Annotated in this window: 20 protein-coding genes and 1 pseudogene; 6 read left to right on the top strand and 15 right to left on the bottom strand. The window is 52.4% G+C overall.

The window, feature by feature from the left end:
* Positions 1-347: 347 nt before the first annotated feature.
* The 9 genes and pseudogenes from ACR0JW_RS12110 to ACR0JW_RS12070 form a co-directional block, all read right to left on the bottom strand.
* A complete protein-coding gene (locus ACR0JW_RS12110) occupies positions 348-1061 on the bottom strand; it encodes a recombinase family protein (protein WP_480713972.1) in 714 nt (237 codons plus the stop codon).
* Between the two features lie 43 nt (positions 1062-1104).
* Positions 1105-1533, bottom strand: a complete 429-nt coding sequence (locus ACR0JW_RS12105) for a recombinase family protein (protein ID WP_480713971.1) — start codon at positions 1531-1533, stop codon at positions 1105-1107.
* A 71-nt stretch (positions 1534-1604) separates the two neighbouring features.
* Entirely contained in the window at positions 1605-2675 is a 1071-nt protein-coding gene (locus ACR0JW_RS12100) for a tyrosine-type recombinase/integrase (protein ID WP_480713970.1), read from the bottom strand.
* On the bottom strand, positions 2672-4366 hold the full coding sequence (locus ACR0JW_RS12095; RefSeq protein WP_480713969.1) for a tyrosine-type recombinase/integrase: 1695 nt from the start codon (positions 4364-4366) through the stop codon (positions 2672-2674). Before ACR0JW_RS12095 ends, ACR0JW_RS12100 begins: the two co-directional genes overlap by 4 nt.
* A gap of 145 nt (positions 4367-4511) precedes the next feature.
* Positions 4512-4697, bottom strand: a complete 186-nt coding sequence (locus ACR0JW_RS12090) for a helix-turn-helix domain-containing protein (protein ID WP_480713968.1) — start codon at positions 4695-4697, stop codon at positions 4512-4514.
* Positions 4698-4975: 278 nt separating this feature from the next.
* Positions 4976-5713, bottom strand: a complete 738-nt coding sequence (locus tag ACR0JW_RS12085; protein ID WP_480713967.1) for a hypothetical protein — start codon at positions 5711-5713, stop codon at positions 4976-4978.
* Positions 5714-6313: 600 nt separating this feature from the next.
* Positions 6314-6820, bottom strand: coding sequence for a zinc-binding dehydrogenase (locus ACR0JW_RS12080; protein ID WP_480713975.1), 507 nt, complete (start codon positions 6818-6820; stop codon positions 6314-6316).
* 138 nt (positions 6821-6958) lie between these two features.
* A pseudogene (locus ACR0JW_RS12075) lies at positions 6959-7267 on the bottom strand (alcohol dehydrogenase catalytic domain-containing protein); the annotation flags it as partial.
* Between the two features lie 135 nt (positions 7268-7402).
* Positions 7403-8251, bottom strand: a complete 849-nt coding sequence (locus tag ACR0JW_RS12070) for a TauD/TfdA dioxygenase family protein (RefSeq protein ID WP_480713966.1) — start codon at positions 8249-8251, stop codon at positions 7403-7405.
* Between the two features lie 144 nt (positions 8252-8395).
* Between ACR0JW_RS12070 and ACR0JW_RS12065 the strand changes: the two genes are divergently transcribed.
* Together ACR0JW_RS12065 and ACR0JW_RS12060 are read left to right on the top strand one after the other, a co-directional pair.
* Entirely contained in the window at positions 8396-9283 is an 888-nt protein-coding gene (locus ACR0JW_RS12065) for a LysR family transcriptional regulator (protein WP_480713965.1), read from the top strand.
* A gap of 647 nt (positions 9284-9930) precedes the next feature.
* A complete protein-coding gene (locus ACR0JW_RS12060; RefSeq protein ID WP_480713964.1) occupies positions 9931-10356 on the top strand; it encodes a GFA family protein in 426 nt (141 codons plus the stop codon).
* A 199-nt stretch (positions 10357-10555) separates the two neighbouring features.
* On the opposite strand, the gene ACR0JW_RS12055 is transcribed toward ACR0JW_RS12060, so the two are convergent.
* Positions 10556-12082 (bottom strand): alpha/beta hydrolase, encoded by a 1527-nt coding sequence (locus ACR0JW_RS12055; RefSeq protein ID WP_480713963.1) that lies wholly within the window; start codon positions 12080-12082, stop codon positions 10556-10558.
* A 455-nt stretch (positions 12083-12537) separates the two neighbouring features.
* Here ACR0JW_RS12055 and ACR0JW_RS12050 point away from each other — a divergent pair, with 455 nt between their 5' ends.
* Positions 12538-13314 (top strand): alpha/beta hydrolase, encoded by a 777-nt coding sequence (locus ACR0JW_RS12050; protein WP_480713962.1) that lies wholly within the window; start codon positions 12538-12540, stop codon positions 13312-13314.
* A gap of 183 nt (positions 13315-13497) precedes the next feature.
* On the opposite strand, the gene ACR0JW_RS12045 is transcribed toward ACR0JW_RS12050, so the two are convergent.
* The 3 genes from ACR0JW_RS12045 to ACR0JW_RS12035 all read right to left on the bottom strand — a co-directional run bounded on the left by ACR0JW_RS12045 (position 13498) and on the right by ACR0JW_RS12035 (position 15785).
* Positions 13498-14070, bottom strand: a complete 573-nt coding sequence (locus ACR0JW_RS12045; RefSeq protein WP_480713961.1) for a lipid-binding SYLF domain-containing protein — start codon at positions 14068-14070, stop codon at positions 13498-13500.
* Positions 14071-14187: 117 nt separating this feature from the next.
* On the bottom strand, positions 14188-14454 hold the full coding sequence (locus ACR0JW_RS12040; protein WP_480713960.1) for a hypothetical protein: 267 nt from the start codon (positions 14452-14454) through the stop codon (positions 14188-14190).
* Positions 14455-14894: 440 nt separating this feature from the next.
* The gene (locus ACR0JW_RS12035; RefSeq protein ID WP_480713959.1) at positions 14895-15785 is read right to left on the bottom strand and encodes a LysR family transcriptional regulator; all 891 of its coding nucleotides are present in this window, start codon (positions 15783-15785) and stop codon (positions 14895-14897) included.
* Between the two features lie 98 nt (positions 15786-15883).
* Here ACR0JW_RS12035 and ACR0JW_RS12030 point away from each other — a divergent pair, with 98 nt between their 5' ends.
* From ACR0JW_RS12030 to ACR0JW_RS12020, 3 genes are read left to right on the top strand one after another with little or no spacing between them, the layout of a single operon-like run.
* Positions 15884-16732 (top strand): alpha/beta fold hydrolase, encoded by an 849-nt coding sequence (locus ACR0JW_RS12030; protein WP_480713958.1) that lies wholly within the window; start codon positions 15884-15886, stop codon positions 16730-16732.
* Positions 16733-16735: 3 nt separating this feature from the next.
* Positions 16736-17002 (top strand): hypothetical protein, encoded by a 267-nt coding sequence (locus ACR0JW_RS12025; RefSeq protein ID WP_480713957.1) that lies wholly within the window; start codon positions 16736-16738, stop codon positions 17000-17002.
* A 46-nt stretch (positions 17003-17048) separates the two neighbouring features.
* Positions 17049-17774, top strand: a complete 726-nt coding sequence (locus tag ACR0JW_RS12020) for a haloacid dehalogenase type II (protein ID WP_480713956.1) — start codon at positions 17049-17051, stop codon at positions 17772-17774.
* 528 nt (positions 17775-18302) lie between these two features.
* Here ACR0JW_RS12020 and ACR0JW_RS12015 read toward each other — a convergent pair.
* Entirely contained in the window at positions 18303-21347 is a 3045-nt protein-coding gene (locus tag ACR0JW_RS12015; RefSeq protein ID WP_480713955.1) for an efflux RND transporter permease subunit, read from the bottom strand.
* 3 nt (positions 21348-21350) lie between these two features.
* Complete coding sequence (locus tag ACR0JW_RS12010; RefSeq protein ID WP_480713954.1) at positions 21351-22610, bottom strand: efflux RND transporter periplasmic adaptor subunit; 1260 nt, start codon at positions 22608-22610, stop codon at positions 21351-21353.
* Positions 22611-22750: the final 140 nt, after the last annotated feature.

The following is a 22750-nucleotide window of genomic DNA, read 5'->3' as shown; positions in this document are numbered from 1 at the left end:
CCTGCGCCAGATCGGAAACCTTGGAGCGATAAAGTTCGGAAAGGTTCGGCTGCAGTCGCACCGGTGAGGGCGTAGCTTCGGAGAGCTTCGCTGCGTACGTCGGGCTCATTAAGAGCGTCGGCAAGGTTGCTGACTTTGGAGTGATAGAGCCTCGACATGTTGGGGTGCAGCACAGGTTGGGGCGCTGGCACCGCGTTCAAGTCATTTTCCAATTGGGCTTTCCTCGCTTCCAACTCAGCCATTTTGTCTTTGACGGTCGACGCCGGCGCTCCGTCGATCAGCGCTTGAACCAGACGAGCCAGCGCGTGATTGGTCTTTGCGAGTTCGGCTTCCTTGGACGCGCGAGTCTATTGGGAAGTGGCTCTCAACCGGTTGGTCTCTGCGACGGACTCTTCGCAAAAGACACTGAACAGGTCTGGGCCCATCAATTGGTCGGAGAGTGCGATGAGAACCCGGTCTTCAACTTTGGTCCTCGCGATGGACTTGCGATTGTTGCACGTGCCTTTGTTGCGCGTGCTAGAGCAGCCGATGTGGGTTTGCGAAATGACTGACATGCCGCGGCCACAGGCCCCGCAAGCAAGTAGCCCTGATAGCAGGTACTTTGCCCGTCGGGCGCGGCCCAGTGCGTGCCCAAGGTTGGCCTGCTTGGGGAGAGCCATTCGCTGCTGACGTGCCTTTGTCGCGTCCCAAAGGTCCTGCGGAATAATACGTAGTTCGGGTGTCGGCACTGTGATCCAGTCTTCAGGCGGGTTGAGCCGTGAAACCCGGCGCCCGGTTTTAGGATCCTTGAGGTAGCGAAGCCTGTTCCAAACCAGGCGGCCGACGTAGAGCTCATTGTTCAATATGCCGGTGCCGCGGCTTGTGTTGCCGTGAATGGTGGAAGCGCCCCACGCCTTTCCTCTTGGACCAGGAACACCGTCTTCATTGAGAGCCTGGGCAATTTTGCGTGGTGAAATGCCCGCCACATAGTCTTCAAAGATGCGGGTGACTATGATTGCTTGGTCTGGATTGATTTTGCGCTCACCGGTTGCTTGTGAGCCGTCGGCCTCCAGGCGTCGCAAGACATCATACCCGTAGCTGTTCCCGCCTCCTGATCGCCCAGATTCAACGCGACCTCGCAGACCGCGTCGTGTCCGCTAGATCTTTCAAGAACAAAGCACTCATCGTGCCCTTTAACGCGATGTGCAACTCCGATATCGCGCCCTCGGAAAGGGTCACGATCTGCACGCCGGCAAATGAAAGGCGCTTGTAAACTCCAGCGATGTCTTCCTGGTCACGGGAAATACGATCTAGGGATTCCGCTAATACAAGTTCGAACTTACCAGCTGACGCATCTTCCAGAAGGTATTGAATGCCTGGACGGATCAGGCTCGCACCTGAAATTGACCGGTCACTGTAGCTTTCGGCGATCTCCCAGCCTTCCCGCGACGCCCGTTCGCGGCAAAGACGAAGCTGATCCTCAATCGATGAGTCACGCTGGTTGTCCGAACTGTATCGGGCGTAGAGGGCAACTCGGGGTGACGTTTCGGTCATTTGTCCGTTTTCTCCTCAAAAGAGCGTGGCACGTCGTTTCGATAATGCCAACCGGCCGCCCGAAAGGGCGGTCATCGGACATTGCGCCGCAATCGCGCCATCGCGTCAATGTGTTTGCGGCCCGCATCGATCTGGCGGGCCTGGTTGTAGTGCCGCTCGGTCGTCTTCGGGTGGGTATGACCAAGCAGAGGCGTTGCCAGCCGAACGTTTTCCGGACTGTTGTGGGCGAGCGTGGTCGCCGCAAAATCGCGGAATAGGTGCGGTGATATCGGCCGGCCGAAAGCCTCGGTGGTGCGACGCGTTATGGCCTCGCCAAGCGCCTTGGGTTTCAGCGCGGAACCGTCGTTCGAGATCCAGAGCGCCCGACCGGGGTCCGAGTACCATCGACCGCGCTGGTTTAGAAGATTGGGCCGAACATGGTCGAGATAATGCTCCAGCGCAAGAACCAACTCGGCCGGAAAACCCGCTTCCCAGTATCGTTTGGTCTTGGAAAGTTCAGGGGGAACGATGAGCTTCCAGCCCTCGTCGACCTGGATCAGGTTGGTGCCGAGTTGCAGCGACGCGAAGGCCCGTATTCTCAGTGGCCGGAGGGCTAGTAGCGCGACTGCCAGACCGTCGCGATACTGGGTCAGTGGCAGGCGCGGATCGCCACCAAACACCGCTTCAGCATTCGCCATCAACGCTTCACCGAGCCGCATAAGGTCGTCGACCGGAACGACGCGGTTTCTCTTGTCTTTGCTTGGAGCAGCCCGCCAGCTCAGGGAACGCTCAGCCCTGCATAGGTGAGTGCGGTCCCATTCGGGCCAGGCCACGCGGCAATACTCGACCAGGTCCCGGACGTGACCATGCTCTGTTACGGACGCGACGCGCGCGTTCAGCCATTTGGCGTAGGACCGAATGTTCCTTGGTGTCGCTGCATCGGGCATGGGAACAAGGCTGCTTGCACGCTCATCAACCAACCAACCCAGAAATCGCCCGACTGCCTGTTCAACCAGTCGACGCGTCGGCTCCCGCCAGCTGCTCGCCAGACCGGTGCCGTCGAAGATATCGCCCTGAAGTTGGGCTCGTGCCCAGGCTTCCTGGTCTTTTGAGGACCAATCTTCGACACGCAGGCATCGTGGTAACCTTCTTGTCCTGTTCACGATGGCGACCTCCTACGATGCCGCCTGGGTGACAGGACAACTTCGTCAAAGCGTGCTGCCGCGGTGGAAATTTCCATGCCAGCATAGAACTGGATCGTGGTCTGCAGCGCCTTGTGACCGAGCAAAACCCTAACCGTTTCGTAGTCGGCTGGACGTTGCTTCAGGTACAGATATCCGGTGACATGACGAAACTGGTGGGGCGAGATCCGGACACCGAGTTCGCGTTTCGTCGTCTTGGAAATTGCCATCCCCAACCCGACCTTGGACCGCTTGGTGCCCCTCCGCCCCGGAAATAGATCCCGACACCCTGTCTCGGCGAGCGCGGGCCACACCTTCTTGAGGTACATGTCGAGCAGCCTGATCGTCTCGGGCGCCAGTGGCAGTTCAATTTCCAGATCGTTTTTGACGGACTGAGCAGGGAAGTAGAGAGAAACCTGGGCACTCCGGCCGGAACCGCGACGGACGATGTTCGTGTCGAGATTGATGTTTACCAGGTTCTCGATCCGAACCGGGGCATTCGTCAGGATGGCGATGGCAAGCGATTGCGCCGCAAGATAGGCATCGCGTTTGCCAATCTGCGGTTTACTTGTTGCACGGCGCATCAGTCGATCCGGCAGCGCAAGTAGATCCCGGACAATTCGCTCGTCGTCAAATAGCCGTAGTGTGTCACGATTCTTTTTCGTCATGCCGCCAGACTTCACCCTGCACCGGGCGCAAACAGCCGTGAGTTTCCGGAGCGGCTCGTCGTCTAGGTGAACCCAATGACGCGCAATCGACAGCAACACACCACTCATTTGATGGGTTTGCTGCGACGGCTGCTTGTCTTCGTTCCGCGCAAGAAACCAGCGCAGGATGTTCTTTGCATTCTCGATTTCGACAAGTACCGAAAGATTCGCGATGCTTGAGGGATCGGCACCCTGACGCGTCAGCGCAGACGCGCAGCGCAAGATATGCTTTCGGTGCCATTCCACGCTGACTTCCCTAAGGGGTCTAAACTCCTGCTCGTCCAGAAGATCGGCCCCAGCCAATCGATCACACCAGGTATCGAGATCCCTCACGAAAGAAGCCGGGAAGGTCTCTTCCGGGAGCAGGAAAATCTCGCGGCGCTTGATCACCGACAATTCGATGCGCGGCCATCCGTCGACCGATGCATAACAGCGGTTCCAACTCCGGATCAGGTTCTGAACAAGTTTTTCGGCGTTCTTCACGAAGGACCTCGTGGTGATGGCTTCGCTGTAAGAGGCGACCACGTCGTCATTGACAGCCACCGGCCCGATATTCCGCAACGAGCACCATTGCGAGAACCGGGTGAGCGCATTGCTGTCATTGGGGGAAGAAAGTCTCTGCATGAGAACCGCCCATTCCGGCAAGAGTGCCGCGTTAAGCCGAAGCGGCTCCACATCGGCTCCCGAATGGATCAGGGCCGTCACGAAGAGCGAACGAATATTGGCGAGCCGACGTGCCGACATCCTGAAGCGGCGCGGCTGAACGTCTTCAAGGATTTTCCGGAGTTCCGGCACATCCACTGATATGCTGGACGGCGGCAGTTGCGCGAACCTTGCAACCTGGTTCACCGCTGACGCCATTTCACGTTGTGCCTGCTTTGTCAGACCTTCGTCGGCGTTGAGGCGCGCGATAGCCTCCGCCAGCGTCGTTGGTGGACTGACTGAAAGTGACGGATCGTGTCTCATAGGGCCTCCGGCTGTCCTTTAGTGAGAATAGTGTTAACTTTGCGTTAATCAAAACCCAGACAATTCAAAAATAGTTTACACTATATTTTTTAGTATATTGAAAGATATACATAAAATATGATTGCTAAAACCTTGCACCAGGTCCTTAGAAGCCGGTGCGCTCGTCGATGAAATCGATCAGTTCAGCCTCGGGAATCCGAAGCACTCTCCCCATCCGAAAAGCCTTCAGGCGACCGGTTTTTATCCAACGAAACACGGTGCGTTTTGAAACGCCCATGCGATCCGCAACCATCTCCGCGGTCAACATTGTGCCAAGCTGCGCGTTTGTCATTCTGTATTTTCCTTTTTTGCGGGGAGCGTGTCTTCATGACAGTCTGTGCCCTGTCCGCGTTCCAACTCGGACACAAACTGCCGTGCCGCAGAACGTGCCAAAACGCGTACTAAAGCTTCCAATGAAGCTGAGCCTTCCGCGTTCGGCATAGTAGCGTTGTGGCGTGAGGTGTCCGTCATGGACACTTCTTAGTGCCCGCTTCCGTGATCTCTGTAGTCACTAGTCGATGAGGATTTGCGCGATTAATGACTATGAAGTTTGGATGGTCCCACTTTTGATTACTTAGCCAGGTGGCGGGTAATTGCGGTGTCCAGACCAGTGGTGCTCATGCCAATACTTTCGAAAACCAGTTCACACATGTTGCAGAACTTACCTTCCGGCGTTGATGTCGGCTTGGCATCGAAAACTCTTTCAAAGGTGTGCGAAAGTTGAGTAAGCGCATATTGCCGCTCTTGATTGGGCGGTTTGCCTATTGGCACTGGGCCCACCAGCTCATCTTGGGCTTTCAGGTGCTTGATTAGGAGACCCAAGAGGCTTGTGATTGGTTGAGTTGGGTTCTCGGCCATGGCTTGCCTTGCGGCCCGCTGAACTTCCGCCAGAACCCACTGAGCACCGCCGTCACGGGACTGCTTGATTGCGAGCTCCAAGTCACGTTCGTCAATCGAAAAGCCAATGAATTGCTTGGTCAATATCTCCATGCCGGGAATGCTAAAGAGGGTAGCCAAATCGCCCGAAAGATCTTCGTCTGAAAAATATCGAATGAGATCGTCTTCGGACGAAAACGCGGTCTGGGCATTATGTAAGTTTTTGATTGTAGCTCTGAGAGCGGTTCTGGTTCTCTTGATCCCTTCGTTAAGGGGTATGCCGCGCTTTTGAGAACCCAATAGCGTATGCGCGATGACCTGAACGGATTGCACAAAGAAGCGGATGTGCTTGTCTGGAACCTGAAGGCTAACCTTCGCGATCTCGGTCAGCTCTTCTTCAGTGGGAATGACAATCGCAGATTGGGGTGACATGGATCAACGGCTCAAAAATATCGATATCAGAAATGACATCAGACTAACCTAAAGCAAGCCTCGAGTCCCGAATGACGCTGGAATGGCACACGTAAAAGCTTTGGCTGCCATCGAAAGTGAATTGTTCAGAGATTGCTCGTATGCAAAGGCGAACCCCAAACAAGAAACCGCGAAATGGCTTGCTCCAAGAGACTTTCCTGCCGCCCGTCAACCCAGCTTATGCTGTCAGACCGTGCACGTAGCGGACTTCTTTAGCAATTACCACCAACGGAAACTTTGAGCTCATATGCGATATTGGGCCCCGGTATCGAGTACGTCACTTTTTCCCGCGGCCTGGACGTAGCCAGGATTTCGACGAACGACCGGAGCTGGTGAAAGCGACCCTTTAGGCTCGGAGTTGCTCGATGCCTGGTATGAATGGCCGCTCCTCCTACCTCAGCAGTCATCTGAGCAAATTGGTTGGATGACCGAGTCGAGCCCAAAGCAGGCGTTCATTGCGTTACCCAGAACAGCCAGTTTGCGCGAATAACTGAATTTGCATTGGGGCGCAAAATGATCGAGAGAATGACTGTTTTAAAACCTATCAGGCTTTTGGGCTGATCACGGCTGAAACCTTGTTATAACAGCGGTTCCTGGGGAAGTTGGTCCATTCATTGCTCGAAGTTCATTGCTAGCCCCTTCCAATCGGACCTCCCTGGCGACCATTGGCTGGATATCCACTTCGCCACGTTCGATCATTCCTAGAAGGCGTGGGTATTTCCATGAAGGCATACCACGAGTGCCGAAAAACGAGAGTTGTTTGGAATAGATTGCCCGCATGTTCACCTGCATCTGGCCGTCGCTCGACGGCATACCAATTTGCACGTGTCGACCAAGGATAGCGAGACACTCTACGGATGCGTTCGTCGTTGTTTCGATACCCAACGCTTCTATGGAAACCTGTGCTCCTCCATCCGTGATATCTCGGATCGCTGCTGCGGCGTCTTCTTTGCTTGCATTTACTGTTGCGTCCGCGCCGTTGAGCTTTGCATGCTCAAGCTTCTCTTCAACCACATCCACTACGACAACTCGGCATCCAAGCATTTTTGCCAATAGAAGAACTGACAAGCCAATCCCTCCGGTTCCGTGGACAGCCACCCATTCACCAGCTGCGACATCTGCACGGTCTGTCAAAGCATGCCAAGCAGTGGTGACACGACACCCGAGCCCTGCCGCCAAGGCAGGGGACAGCGTTTCTGGCAAGTGAACCAAGTTGTGGTCAAAAGGCACTGCAACGTATTCTGCGTATGCACCTTGCGTTCCAAATCCAGGAACGATTTGGTTAGCACAAGTGTTTGATACGCCTGTTTGACAAGCGTTGCAGCTACCGCAGCCTAAGATGAATGGCGCTATGAGGCGATCACCAACTTTGTGCTTCGCTTGAGGCCCTGCCTCTACCACGGTCCCACAGTATTCGTGCCCTAAGATGGAGCCATTTTGAACTTTGGGGTGTGCACCAGACCATCCATGGAAATCCGAGCGGCATACGCCACAGGCAGCGACCTCCAGGACCACTCCATTGTCTGGGCAGGTTGGATCCGGGACCGTCTCAATCGAAAGGTCTTCACAAAACTCTCTTACGACTGCAGCTCGCACTTAGCGCTCCTAAAGATTTGGTTTCATTGATCGAGCAATTCGGTTCAGTCGAGACTAAACAGGTCTATCGCCTTTCACGGTCACACGTCGCCCTTTACGCTCTGCGGGCCAATAGTCCCAGATAGCACGATGCATGCAGCACCGGTTGTCCCAAAAGGCCATGTCGTAAAGCGACCACCTGAACCGGATTTGATAGTTGATTTGTTCCGCATGCTCGAAAAGCATGTCGAGGATCGCATCGCTTTCCTTATCCGACAAGCCCACAATCTTTGTCGTAAATGTTCGGTTCACAAATAGCGATTTCCGGCCCGTTTCCGGATGAGTTCTAACAATTGGATGAACTGCTTCGGGACAATCAATATCGCTGTCTTTTTGTCCCCGGTCGCTATAGCGGCCTTTATAGATATGCTCTGAACTATGAAGCGCAGACAGGCCGTTGATCATATCTTTTATCGGTTCAGAAAGATCGTCGTAGGCCGTATACATATCACTGAACATAGTGTCCCCGCCGCAGGGAGGGGCGATATGGATTTGAAGCATAGTTCCAAGAGGAGGCGTCTCGTCGCAAGAGACGTCAGAGTGCCAGAACTCACCGTTTGCTACCTTGGAATTCTTGGTTGCATGGATTTCGAAAATCTCTGGATATCCTTCCATTGTTGGGGCTGCGGGGTGCGCATGAAGCGGTCCAAAGCGTTTCCCAAATTCAATGTGCTGCGCAGGCGGAATTTCTTTCTGCTCTTTGAAAAACAGAACTTGATAGGTGTGAAAAGCGCTGCAGATCTCTGCGAACTGGTTGTCAGGAACAGGCCGGCTTAGATCGACTCCATAAATCTCAGCCCCAAGGTTTGGAGCGAAGGGTTTGGCAACAATGGAAGTATAAGCGTTGGATTTGGGAGCAACCATAAGCACCTCTGGGTTTGGTTTCGTTGGGCATGCCATGCGCAAGGTACACATCAACAAAAATGAACAAAAACGAAAATTCTTTGACTAATCAGTGAAAAACTTTCACATATCGATCACGGTTTAGGCGGTAGTGAGGTTATCGATATGAGCATTCGGTCACTACGAACTCTAATCGCAGTTCATCGACATGGTAGCTTCCGTGCCGCGTCAGAGGCGGAGCATCTAACTCCGTCGGCGGTCAGTCACCAGATGCGGAATCTGGAGGTCACGTTGGGGCTCGTTTTATTTGACCGATCGGCCAAATCAACCAAACTGACTCATGCCGGGCTAACGTTCGCCGAAGAGGCTGCAGCGGTGGTGGCCGCATATGACGGTTTGGCGGAAAGGGTGAGGTCGAACAACGAACTCTTTGGTGAAATAACTTTGGGGGCTGTTCCAACAACTCTGACTGGATTGGTGCCAATTGCGCTAGCGAGGCTAAAGTCCGTGCATCCGGATATCCGTGTAAGAATTGTTCCAGGTTTGACCAATCAGCTTTTGCTACAGTTAGATCGCGGGCAGATTCAAGCGGCGATCATTTCCCGACCAGATGTTCTGCCAAACACGTTGAAATTCTCTGAAATTGTATCCGAAGAATTGGTCCTGCTTGTCTCGGAAAACACCCCAGATTTACCTCCGAAAGAACTGCTTGGTGCGTCACCGTTTATTCGTTTTACGCGTGATGCGGTTGTAGGAAGGCAAATCGAGACTTGGCTGCAAAGAAAGGGCATTGAAGTCAAAGACGCCATGGAACTAGAGAGCCTTGAAGCAATCTCAAGTATGGTGGCGGCTGAACTTGGCGTATCAATCATACCAGACAGCCGCTTAACTGCATATGACCACTTGCGGCTCAAAAGGATCCCCCTTGAACAGAACGGACCTAAGCGCATTGTTGGCCTGGCAAGTATGACGGCGTCGCCTCACACCAAAATGATCGAGGCAGTTACGGCGGCGCTATTGGAAGCAGCGGATAGCCAACGGGTTTACCTGTGAGTTGGCACTACGATAGGTATCCACAAGATGTTTTTGATCATTATTAGTAAGACAACTGGAAGTCAAATTTGGGCTTGGTTCTGTGATTGGCATGCAACGTGGAGAAAAACAGCTTCAAGCCCATAGCGAAAAAACATCCGATGTCGTTGTGCCCTTCTACAAAGTATCTCTGCCACTAGCCAAAGCAAAATTCAGAGATGGTGAGGCAACGTACGGCCGGAAAAACAGTATTGACGCTCTAAATCTGCAGTCTAATTCCTTTGCTACCCTTACAAAAAGCAGACTGCGTTTGTGATCTAACAATTTACCTTTACGGTCACTTGCGGTCCAAGAGTAAGGTACCCACGTTGCTGGTTCGTCGGTAGTGAGTGACGTTGAGCCAGTTTAGTCTGCACGGCTTTAAACGCTGTCTGAGTGGGGCCTCGCGTGCGCTAAACTATCCCCAACTCGGCCTCGCGAGGTTTCAGACACCGCTTGAGGGGTTCCCGATGGAACATAGTACCAGCCATCCAACCAACGCTGTCGGACGTCTGTTTCGAGCCCGAATTGAACTTGAGCTCCGACGTTTTCTGCTGATGAAACGTCCAAAAGTATCCATCTAAAAAACACCAGATTCTTATGCTTCGGGAGGTTAGGAGAAAAAAAGAATGGCGACTCGTGGGTATTGTCTGTGTAAAAAAACAAGTTGGGTCTACCACGGTGACCAAACATGGTCATGCTATTGCCACTGCGATGACTGCCGTCGGAATTGCGCCGCGCCGGTGGTTGCTTGGTTCGGTGTGCCGATAGAAAACTTTGAATGGACCGGTGCTAAACCCCGCACTTATGAAAGCTCCAAAGGCGTTTTCAGGCACTTTGGTGGAACTTGCGGGTCACCAATTGGGTTTGAAGCCGATCACTATCCAGGTGGTATGCACCTCTATGCTGCGTCGCTCAAAAACCCGGAAAATTTCGAACCGACATTTCACGTTAATAAGCAAAGCAAGTTGCCTTGGCTTCAATTGACTGATGATCTCAACGCCTTTGAAGGCACATTATTACACACCCCTAACGACCCAGACGGATATCAGTAGATTGCGAAGCTACCGGATTTTCAAGTGGCAGCTTCTTCCGAACAGCAGACAATCACTGAACTCTGCCGAACGACCGCATCGAGCCCGAAGCAGACGCTCGCCTTGCGCGCCGCTTCTCAGGAATGCGGAATAATCTCTCGGCTTCTATCGACGGCCTGTGCCGAGCTCGCAAGACAGATTAAGGAACGTCAACACTGGTTCACCGATTCCGGCATCCAAGCTGGTACCCGATATCGCAATGCGCTTTCAGCCGTTTGGTGTCAGTAGCAGTCCAGTCCGCAGGGGCCGTGACCTCGACCCAGGGCGAGATGTAATCCTGCGCAAAATAGGCGTGTCCATGTCCTGGTGGCGTACCAAAAGATAACGCCATGTCGAGGGCCAACTGAAACTGCGTGACTACCGGGATGAAGACGAGTTGCTTTGAGACATCTTCAGCCGGAGGTTCGTTCATCCAGGGCGGTGCCCGCCAAAGGGAACTCGGATCGTAGAAAACGATCGGATCGCTGGAATACTGCAGGAATACGATCCGCATGTCCCCCCAGTCGGCGATGGCTTGAGAGGCATCCGAGAAGTGAGACGCAAATCGGACGAACGATCCGTTCCCAATGATGGGGAGCACCCATGGACTGCCAGGTTCGCGCGCGTTTTGCGCTTGCTGCCAGAACCGTGACGGAAACGGCGGGCCGGCCCAGAAGGCTCCATCGATCGGGTCGTCAGCAAGGCGGAAGAGGTTGGTGGCATGCATCGACGACCAGGCACCAAGGCTCAGACCATGCACGTAAAATCTTGGGCGGCGATCCTTTGGCAGCGTCCGCCAATAGGAGTGCACCACGTCGAGAAGCGCGGTCGCCTGATCGAGGCCGGTCCGGGTTTCTAGAACCAGTGCCAGAGGCGATTGTAGGTAGGAATACTGGGCGCTAACCGTCGCGATATCGCCATTGTGCATGTATTCCACTGGATCGTGAGAACCCGGGTCCATCCAACCGGTTCCTGTGGGGCTAGTAACGATCAGAACTTCCCGATCAAAAGCCCTTAGCCGTTTTAGCTCGGCAAGTGCCAGTTCGGCCCGCTCTTGCGGTGACTCGCCGTTCGCCCGGCCGACATAAACCCGAATAGGGTCCAGCGCGGGTTTTCCTGTGAAGGCGGAAATCGCTTCGGCGTCCGGGCCATCCAGGACGAAATCTCGACCAGGTTGACCCATCGCCGCCCAGTCAATCAGAGACGCTTCGGAACCAGCCTGATCCGGTCTTTCGGGCAGGTCAGGCGCGATATCAAAAAGCATCTGAGCGGCCTCGAAGCTTTCATCCAGGCCCGTGACCACCCGGTCGAAAATGCCGTCGCGGGTGACGACGAAGAGCAGCAGGGCGACCGTCACAACGCCCAGAACATTGGCCCGGCGCGGGGGCATGAAGCGATAGAAGCGATCCCTGACCCATCGGAACAGGGCCGCCACGAACGCGCCGATCAGAAAAAAAAGCGCAAAGGTTCCGGTCCCTGCCAAGAGGATCTGCGCCAGGTGCTTTGCATCTGCAAGCTCCATCCCCATTTTTGCGCGTAGCTCATTCTGCCATTCAAAGCTGTAAGTCAGTGTCCATATTGAAAATCCGGCAACAAGAGCTGCAAAGACAATGTTGCCAACAAGCGCTAGACGTCCGCGCATGCGAGGCAGATCGGCGGCCTGCCAAATCAGTTCGAGCACACGTCCCAGAAGATAGCCAAGCGCCACCAAGATCCCGCCTAATAATCCCTGAACCGTTGGCTCGCGTGGAATTAGGGAGGGGGTCAGCGAGGCGGCAAAGAACAGAAGGCCTAAAAGCAGGCACGGGAGGGATACTCCGGCAATCAGTGGTCTTATCCACCGCACAATCGTTCCTCCACGAACCAGGAAAACTCAGTCAGCTTAGTGAAACGCAGCGCGATGGGCCATGTTTATTGTGCAAGTTCCGGGGTATCGCAAACACCGAAGCTTTTGCGGTCCCTCTCCCTGAGGACGCACATAATATGTGGAACGGACATGTCCGCTTTGGCTCGGAGCGGTCGTTCGCTACGCAGCCTATTAATGACCGCGTTGCGGACAACGCGAGCCTCGGGCACCTTGCGCGAACTCAGATGTCGTGAGAACTAGTATGTTATCCGACGGCAGCGCGCCCGTCTTCTTGAAGTCATAGGTGGAGAGTTTGGATGCCGGACGAAGCTAGGCCCCCGGTTCTTCTATTAACAGGCACAAATGCCGCAGCCTGGACGATGGATAATGTTCGGGCGTCATATGAGTCGTCGGGATATGCCTGCCACAGCCTAACTTACCGCTATCACGATCTTCCATTCGGACCAGAACGCGACAGCAAGCTGATCGGACTGAGCATCGCAGACTACTTAGAAGATGCCCGGCAAGCGATTCAAGAAATCGGCGAGGCTCCAGTTGTTGTCGGTCACTCCCTTGGCGGCGTCGTTGCACAATTGTTGGCGGCTGAAGGCGCTGTGAGAGCTGGCGTTCTTCTCAACAGCAGTGTGATGAACGGTGTTTTAGCAACGACCGATAAAGAGCGCGATCTGGGGAAGCTGTTCATTTCGTCCGGTGCTTTTTGGGAACACGCGCTTGGGCAGGATTTAGATCTTCTGGCAAAATACGGGCTGAATACACTGCCGGACGAACTACAGCATGATATTCATGCACGTCTCGGCACTGAGTCCGGTCGCGTTCTGTTTGAGTTTGTCTTCTGGATGTTCGATGTCCACCAAACCACCCTCATTGATCCTGCAAAGGTAACCTGTCCTTTGCTTTTTGTTTCGGGAACTGAAGATAAAGCCGTTTCAACAAGCACTGCCAGAAGCATGGCTTCCCGTTATGAGACCGCTGATTTTCTAGTGGTTGAGGGTGCGTGTCACTACCTACAGTTCAACGAGACATGGCCCCTCACAGCCCAAAAAACGTTAGATTGGCTAAGAAGGGCTATTTGAAGGCTTCGCAATGAGTAAGGCCCGTCGCAGCCATCAGAGTTGGTTCTGAAATGGTCCCTGCTTTCTTTAGGAAAAGACGAAAACCATGACCCTAGTTCATGCATGGGCGTCCCCGATGGGTTTTCGCGGAACTCACTTCAAATTGGAGTTCCGCGAAACTTCTTTCTCTTGAAAACAGAGCAACTATTCGATTTCGAGTTTTTTGAAACGCGATCCTTTCCAGCTCACATCAGCCATCAAACCCTTTTGGCCAAATATAAAGGATACGATATCGCTTTTGAGGTTAGTGGTATCCAAGTCGCCTCCAGCTCCGACCTTGGCCACAGCCACCGAAGCATCTACACCCAATTCCCACTCACGGTCATTGCTGGTGAACTTTGCCAACGCTTCGTTTGTATTCAGCGCCAAAATCATTGAATGAGACTGTATTCCAGCAATGAACCCGCCTTTAACGCCGAACGTGTTGTAATAGAGCTTTTCATTGGCCCCGGAAACGAGCACGCATCGACCTCCCTCAGCGCCAAAGCCAAGGCCAGCTTTGGTGATGCTCGGGCAAACCAAAACGCCTTTTGCATTTGCCAGCACTTCTTCAGCGCCTTTCGTATCAGCTTTGAATTGAGCTAAAGTTGCCTCTGCTTCCGCATCGAGCTTTGCAGCATCATCAGCCGTGAATTTGGCGGATGCTGTCGTCGCAAAAACTGAGACAAAAAAAAGGCTGGCGAAGACGACTATTAGATGATTTTTGATTGCGTGCATTTTTTTCTCCCTAAGGCTCGGGAACCGAGTAATCGGTTCGCGTGTGCAAACTGCACAGAAGTTTCAATACCAGACGAATTACGATTCACGAAAGCAGATATCCGACACATGCGTTCCTCAGAATTCCTGCGCGTGTTTAAGATCTGCATTGGGCTTTGATCGGACGATCTGCGCGACATGCTCGAACGCAATGCGGGCGAAGCTGACGATTGCTTGCAGGGATTTCAAGTCTACTTTGTCGGCCTCCATGCGAGTTTTTTGACAAGACCCGCTCAAACGAACAAATGGCCTCCCGGCGACGCCATTCACATGCGTCTCCAGGAGGCAACCAGACAAATCTGGTGAATGCGCGTGCAACAGCGGTAAAACAGACTTGCCGCGCATTCGAATAGTTGAATTCAAAATACAACATTTTAATATTTTTTACGCGCGCAAAGAGATTATTCTCGCATGCTTGATGTTTGCTTGAGTATTCAAACTCGCAGGCCCGCCTCAGCGGGTTGGGTTGCGTTGTGCGAGTAGTTGGTCACGAATCTGGACAAGAGTGTCGCGAAATAGTGCGTATACCAACCTGGTTAGCTACCCGTGCCTAAAAAGCACAATCCAGATAGTCTGGACATTCCCATGACCAGACTGCAGCCCACGTTGTCTATCATCCCAGATTAGAACAGCGCGGGCAATAGGACTACGGCTGTGTCTTGTCGCGTTTTTTACTAGCGACTGCTTCGGGCTCGATGCGGTCGTTCGCTACGCTCGGCCTGGATGACCTATTTGCGGACAAAACAGTCTTTGGCTGCGAGTTCCCGAAAGGCTGCTTTGAAGCGCTATCCGGCAGCGCGCAAAGGGATCGAAACGCTGAGCTCGCGTGCGATTTCGTCGATGAGCGCTTTTACGGGTTCGGTTTTTCTTTTGGGATGTATGCGAGCCACAAACGTAATATCGGGTGGTGCTGGAAACACCCCCTCGATGACCTCGATTTCGTCAGATAGGTGCATCCCATTCAATAGCGCTACCCCAAGCCCAGATTGGACGGCGGATTTTACTCCGGCGGCGCTGGGGCATTCCAACACCTGTTCAAAGTGATGCCCCTGCGCTTGGCCGTCAGAGAAGCCCCATTGCCTGTAAAAGCAATTTTTGTCGAACGAGAGAAATGGAATTGACCCCAAGGTGTTTAGGAGCAGGTCAGGAGATTTCACCCAATGCAGAGTGTCGTCAAAAAGAACGAGGTCACCTTTCGCGACATCGGAGTTGAAAATCTGCATTACTGCAACGTCCAGTTCACCTGCCTCGAGCCAGGCCTGCACATTCAGACTTTGGCTTGTTCGGGTTCGCACGTTGACCTCAGGGAAAAGTCTTGTGAATCGCCCGAGGATCCGGGCGATGTCGCTGGTTGCCGTATCCTCAGTCACGCCTAGTCGGATGGTCCCGGCAAGAGGTTTCTTACCCAAATCAGAAAGGGCTTCGTCATGCAGGTCAACCATGCGGCGCGCATAGTCACATAGCCGCTTACCCGCATCCGTGAACAATGGCCCACCCGCTCGACGCGCGAGCAGGTGGCAATCCAACGCTTGTTCGAGGCGTCTAATTTTGTGACTGACGGCGGATTGCGACAACCCAAGATGTTCTGCTGCGCGCGTAACACCGCCGTAGTGAGCAATGGCGAGCAGAGCTCGTAGTGCATCTATTTCAAGTCTCTTAGACATTCTCTCAACCATCCATGACATTTTTCAATCATTATATGACAATCATTCATTTGATTCATATGTTATCGCTTGGCTAAGGTTTGCGAAAGCTAAAAATCTAGAGCATCGCTATGACCCACCTTGTTAATCAAAATGTCATCATCAACGGCACACGCATCTCTCATGGTGTACATGGTGAAGGGAGCCCCGTGGTTCTTATCCACGGCACACCGTCCTCCTCATATATCTGGCGCAATATACTGCCTTCGCTGGTCTCCGCTGGATACAAAGTCCATGTCTGCGACTTGCTGGGATATGGGTTGTCGGAACGCCCTTGCGACCCGGCTATCGACACGTCCGTCACCGGCCAAGTCCCAATCCTTGAAGGATTGCTCGACATATGGGGCCTAGATGATCTGCACGTCATCGCCCATGACATCGGCGGTGGCATTGCACAGCGCTTTGGCGTCCAGTCGCCCGACCGGGTTCGCACGCTCAGCATGATTGATGTAGTGAGCTATGATAGCTGGCCCTCAAAGCGCACTAATGAGCAGATGCAAGCTGGTTTAGAAAAGCTGATCAAAGCACCAGATGCCGATCATCGTGAGCATTTCCGCGAATGGTTCTATTCGACGGTTCAAAACAAAGTGCGTTTAGCAGAAACTTCGATGGAGACCTATTTGGACTTCATCTGTGGTCCGGTCGGTCAGGGAAGCTTTTTCCAGCATCAAGTCATGCATTACGACCCAAAGCATACAGACGAAATTGCCCCTCGTTATGCTGAACTCGGCAAGAACCCAGTTCAACTGATTTGGGGGGCTGACGATGCGTGGCAGGTTGTCGATTGGGCGCATCGACTGCACGACGCAATCCCAGGTTCAGAACTTCATGTGTTGGAAGACTGCGGTCACTTCTCACTGGAAGATCAACCCGAAAAGATTTCTGCCTTGCTGGTAGACTTTCTGCAAAGGCAGTGCTGAGCGATGACGGAGATCACACAAACGAATGTCGCTGGGCGCGACAAGCGACAGCTCACATCGCTATTCGAGATTATCGGCTCCGTCTTGGCGATGGTTTATGCATTGTCGATTGCGCTCAACGTAGGAGCAGAAATGCTTGGATTCTCGCTGCTGCTTGTGTCTTCAGGTCTGTTTGCAGGGTGGGCAATTTTAGATCGGCGTTGGGCTTTCCTTTTGCTCCAAGTCTTCTATGCAACGTCGGCAATTATTGGGTTGATCCGTTGGGCCTGACAACAATTCAGCGAAATCGTCCACATCAATAAGAAGGAGAGAAACTGTGAAACTGACGGACTTCAAGGTTCTGGCATTCGACGTTTATGGCACGCTGATCGACTGGGAAAGCGGGATGGTCACAGCTCTCAAACCATTGACTGACAAGATCACACAAGACCTGACACGTGACGACATCCTTGAAGCGCACGCCTATCATGAATCCACGACACAGCGCAGGACACCCAACAAAAAATACTCCGATCTCCTTGCTATCGTTTACCGTCGTTTGGCTGAAGAATGGGGTGTCGAAGTGACTTGGGAAGAATGCCAAGCATACGGCCTCTCGGTGCGCCAGTGGCCAGCATTTGACGATAGCCGTGACGCACTCGCCTATCTCAAACAACACTACAAACTGGTCGTCCTGACCAATACCGACAATGTAAGCTTTTCAGGGTCGAACGCGCGGCTCGGCGTCCATTTTGACGGCGTTTATACTGCAGAGGACGTGGGCAGCTACAAACCCAATGATCGCAACTTCGACTACATGCTGGAAACCCTTGCAAGGCAGGGCATCGCAAAAGAAGACATTCTGCACACCGCCGAAAGTATGTTCCATGACCATAGTCCGGCCAACAAACACGGGCTGAAAAATTGCTGGATATACCGCCGCTATAAGAAAGAAGGGTTCGGAGCAACTATGAACCCGGGTGAGATGCCCAGCTACAATTTTTGTTTTAATAGCATGGCCGAACTGGCAGACGCACATAGGGCGGAGTTGTCCGGAAAATAAGTCTGCACCGGACTGCGAAGCCGACATTCGCTGCTACTTGTTGAAGCTGTAAGTTTGGGCTCAGGGCTGCCGTTCTCCGCAGCATTCATAATTGACCGGTCGCAGCCCAATCCGGACAATTAATCCAATGTATGCAATTCCGCCTTGCGGACAAAGCTCCAATTCGCAGGTGAGCAGCCTTCCGGCCGCAGAACGTCAGAAATGCACAGAAAACAGATTTTGGAAATCTACGGGAACGGCTCAGAAAAAATGTCTTTCGGCAAACGCCGAACGAGCAGAGGTTTGGTCAGACAAACTTACTGTTCGCAATGTTCCAACAGAATCTCTGTTCTGAACCAAGAATGCTAGAGGATTGCGAAAAAAGTTAGTTTCCGCACTTGGAGACCTAGATTTCTGCAGGTCTGGCAAGGACGCGCGAATAGAAGGTCGATCCAAATCAGCAGGTCAATGCAAAAGCACGTACTTAAAACCTGGAACATGGCGAAAGCGTGATATGTCTTGCGGAGATGAGGATCTGAAGGTTAGTTACTAAGCCGCTGTTTCGTCCTCATTTATTCTAAAGAATATTGAGTACAGAGTCGGCACTACTATCAGCGTAAGAACGGTCGCAAAACTCAAACCGCAGATAATCACCACTGCGAGCGACTCAAAAAATGGATCCCACAGCAAAGGCATTACTCCAAGTACAGTAGTAAGTACTCCCAGTGCCACTGGGCGGACGCGTAGAACAGCTGCGTCGACAACAGCCTGCAATCGAGGTTTTCCACCAGCAATCTGAGTATCGGTTTCGTCAATAAGGACGATAGCGTTTTTGATTAGCATCCCTGTTAGAGACAAAATACCCAGTATTGCCATAAATTCGAGTGGCGTTCTGGTTGCCGCGAGCCCCCAGACGACTCCAATGAGAGCCAGAGGTACTGTCAACCATATGATCAGTGGCTGACGGACTGCATTAAACAAGAAGAAAACTACGACAATCATCGCTCCGAACCCAAGCGGCATAGTCGAAGCCAAACCGTCGTTTGCACTTTGCGAGTCCCCGTACTCACCCCTCCATTCAAGAGAATACCCACTCGGCAAATGGATTGCCTCTACGAATGGTCGGATTTGAGCGAAAAGGTCGCCTGAGAGTACTTCTGGTGCGTTATCGGCTTGTGCGGTGATTGCAAGCTTGCGGTCGATGCGCCTAAGGTTCCCAGCTTCGAAAACAAGGTCAAATCGGTCTACAACTTGAGATATCGGAATGTATCCTCCGGCTACATCGCTGTAAACTTGGATGTTTTTTAGGTCACTAATATTGTTTCGGTCTGCTTCGATTGGGCGCATTACTATGTCCAATAAGTTGTCGCCTTCGCGATAAATCCCTATAGGCGCCCCTACTTGATGCCAGTAAACTGCCCTAGATATCTCCGCTTGGGTGAGACCCAGCCTTCGGGCGTTTTCTGTGTCAATAACTGGTCGAATTACCTGCTTTTGTTCGCGCCAGTCGTCTTTTATCGCGATGGCTCCGTTTTCAGCAAATATCAGTTTTGCCTTTTCGGCGAGTTCGCGAAGCCCAACGGGATCGGGTCCAGAAAATTCGACTTCGATTTTCGATCCACCTCCAGGACCCAATACAAACTTCCAAACTTTTGCATATGAGTCAGCGTACTTTTGGTTGATCCAAGACTGAATTTCCGGCTGTAATGCATCGATCCGCCGATAATCCTCCACGTCCACCAAAATTTGACCATAGGCGGGGTTCTGGTCTTCACTGTCGTATACCAACATGAAGCGTAAATGCCCGCTGCCCACGGAGAGATTTGTGGACGTGACACCAGGTAGAGTTAAGAGATGCGCTTCAATCTCTCGCATGTCCTGACTGGTTTGTTCAATGTCGGTTCCCTCTGGCAAAAAGTAATCCACCACAAATTGCGCCCTGGTGCTGTTGGGAAAGAAACCCGGCGGTACTAACGCAAACCCTGCGATTGCAGAGAAAAAGAGCGCAACAATAAGGCCCACCGTAAGGTGCCGGTATTGGATCGCATAAGCGAGGAGCGAACGATATGCACGGAGAGTAGCATTCTCTGCAGGCGGTGTTTCCGAGGTTGGTTTCAGTAGCAGAGTACAAAAATAGGGTGTGAGCCATATCGCTATCAACCACGAAAAGAGCAAGGAAATCGTAATAGTCCAGAAGAGGCTCCCGGCGTATTCGCCCGTGTTGTCCGGTGAAAAGCCAATTGGAGAAAACGCCAAGAGTCCTACAACTGTTCCTCCGAGTAGCGGCCATTTGGTTTGATTTACGACAGTGATAGCAGCATTGCTGGTGGCTTCACCGCGTTGAACTCGGACCAACGTACCTTCGACAACGACAATAGCGTTATCAACCAGCATGCCGAGTGCAATGATTAGCGCGCCTAGTGAAATCCTTTGCATGTCCAGCCCCAATAGCTGCATACCGGCAAGCGTGCCTGCAACTGTGACCAACAGAATACCTCCCATCAGTATTCCGGATCTTAACCCCATAAAAATAAGCAATATGCCTACAACGATGATGAGCGCCAGAACCACGTTCATGACAAAGTCGTTGATCGATTCTTTTACCGAAGCAGACTGATCAGAGATTGGCAAAATCTGGATTCCGATTGGCCTAAGGTTCTCCAACTCGTTTATCCGTTGCTTCACCGCTTCGCCCATGTTCACAACGTTTCCGCCCAGGCTATTGGATATTCCAATTCCAATTGCAGGTTGGCCGTCCCGAAAAAGTAGGGGGCTCGCGGGTTCAACGTAACCGCGGGACACGGTTGCGATATCTGAAAGTCGAAATGATGCACCGCTACTCGGCACAGAAACGACTAAGTCTTTGATAGCGTCAATTGAGTCGACTGCCGCCGACGGCCGTATCTCTATGCGACGCGAGTTGGACTTGATGGAACCCGCCGGCGCTACGAGGTTTTGCCCCTCCAGAACTTGCCCAATTTTTTGTGGTGATATTCCAAGTTCTATTAACCTTGCTGGTGCGTATTCTACAAAGATTGCTTCATTCTGTTCACCACTTAAGACCACCTTGGAAACACCGCTGACGGCAACCAACTCCCTCTGGAGCTCCTTCGCGTACTCGTGGAGCTCGGCTATAGAATAGCCATCACCAACAATCGCGAAATACAAGGCATACACATCGCCGAAGTCATCGTAGACTTGCGATTGGAGTGAGTTCGGCGGCAGGCTAGTTTGAGCGTCAAGTATCTTTGCGCGCAATTGGGCAAATCTTGCGTGAAGTGACGGAAAATCAGGAGTTGTGGGGATTGTAAATTCGACCGTCACAGTGCTGAGTCCGGGTGATGAAACTGACTTCACCTCTTTTACCCCTAGGAGCTTTTGTAGAGCATTCTCAATCACCTCGGTGACTTCTTCTGCGACTTCTTCTGCAGTGGCACCCGGATAAGGTGTTATGACCTGAGCTTGCCTGATTATAAACTCAGGATCTTCGAAACGAGGAAGAGTTAAGTATGCAAAATAGCCAGCGACCAAGATGAGAATAGTCACCAACGCCGAAATTAGGCGCTTCTCAATTGCAAACCTAGCGAGATCCATTTGCTACTCACCAACTTTTGAAATCGGGCGAACTACCATGTCATCCAGCAGTTCGCTCAAGCCTGCGGTTACAACCATGTGTCCTTCTTCAAGGCCATCTATTACGACCACGAAGTCGTCAGATATTTCTCCCAATTCAACTGGTTGGCGCTTAACGGTGTTGCTGGATCCATCCAACAGCCAGACATAAGGGGAACCGTCGGGGCTTGCCGCTAATGCTGAAAGTGGAACCACAACATGCGTGTCGCTTTGCCCGTCCGCCCTAATAATCACGCGCGCTACCATCCCAGGCAGTACAACCAAGTCTTCAGGCGGGGTTACTGATAGACGACCACGATAGGTTTGTGTCGCTGCGTCTGCTTGCGTTGAAAACTCGACAAGGTCTGCGTTCAATTCTACGCCCGGCAACGAGTCAAACGTAACCATACTAACAACATTGTCGAAGCCAATTGACGACATTGCGATTATGTCAGTGCCGGGCAAGTCATAACTTACATCCACGGTCGAAAGATCTTGGATTAAGGCGATGGTTTCACCGGCTTGAACATTACGGAAGTTGTCCACGTTGCGCTTGGCAATCGTTCCATCGAACGGCGCTCGAAGCGTAGCATCAGAAAGATCGTTTTTTGCCGATTGAACCTGTGTTTTTAGGCCACGGATCGACGCTTCCGCTGCAATTATCTCTTCGGGCCTCCCACCGACTCGACCAATTGTCAGCTGCTCTTCTCGCGACACCAGTTCGGCCTCTGCCAGACGAAAGGCAGCTTCACGTTGCTGGTATTGGGCAGTAGGGATTACACCCCTCTCCAAAAGCTGAGCTGAGCGGATGTATTCTTCGCGAGCTTGATCTCGTTGAGCTTTAGCGGCCTGTACCGAGGCTTCCAAAGCTGTAATTTCTTCAGGGCGTGCGCCTGACCTCAGTACAATTAGATTCGCCTCTGCCTCTTCTAGTTGGCTATTAAGTCTTGCTACCTCGACTTCGAAGTCTCGTGTGTCTAGCTGCGCAACAACGCCTTCCTGCACCACATTGCTAGAGGCCCTAATTGGTAAGCCTATTATTCGTCCACTGACTCGAAAAGAGAGTTCAACTTCCCTCGAAGGGTAGACAATAGCAGGATAAATTCTTTCAAAATCAGATGAGGCTTTAAGAACAGTGAAGACTTTTGCTGGTCTTATCGTCGCGGGGGTATCTTGTGCTGCGGCTACGATGGGAAAAGCACAAAATAAAACAGCCGCCAACGTCCCTAAGAAGTTCAGATGCATATTTTTCACCTTCTTATTCGAAGCTGCTCGCTTGTTGGGCATTCGCGATGGGCACAAGAAACTTGGCGAGAGAAGAGATCGTTTGAACCAACTCTGCCTGCAACAGTAGACTTTCACAAATTTGGGTGAGCCAAAATGGC

This window comes from Ruegeria sp. BG6, assembly GCF_056538465.1.
The sequence above is the reverse complement of the archived record's forward strand: the minus strand, read 5'-3'. Positions and strand labels throughout refer to the sequence as shown.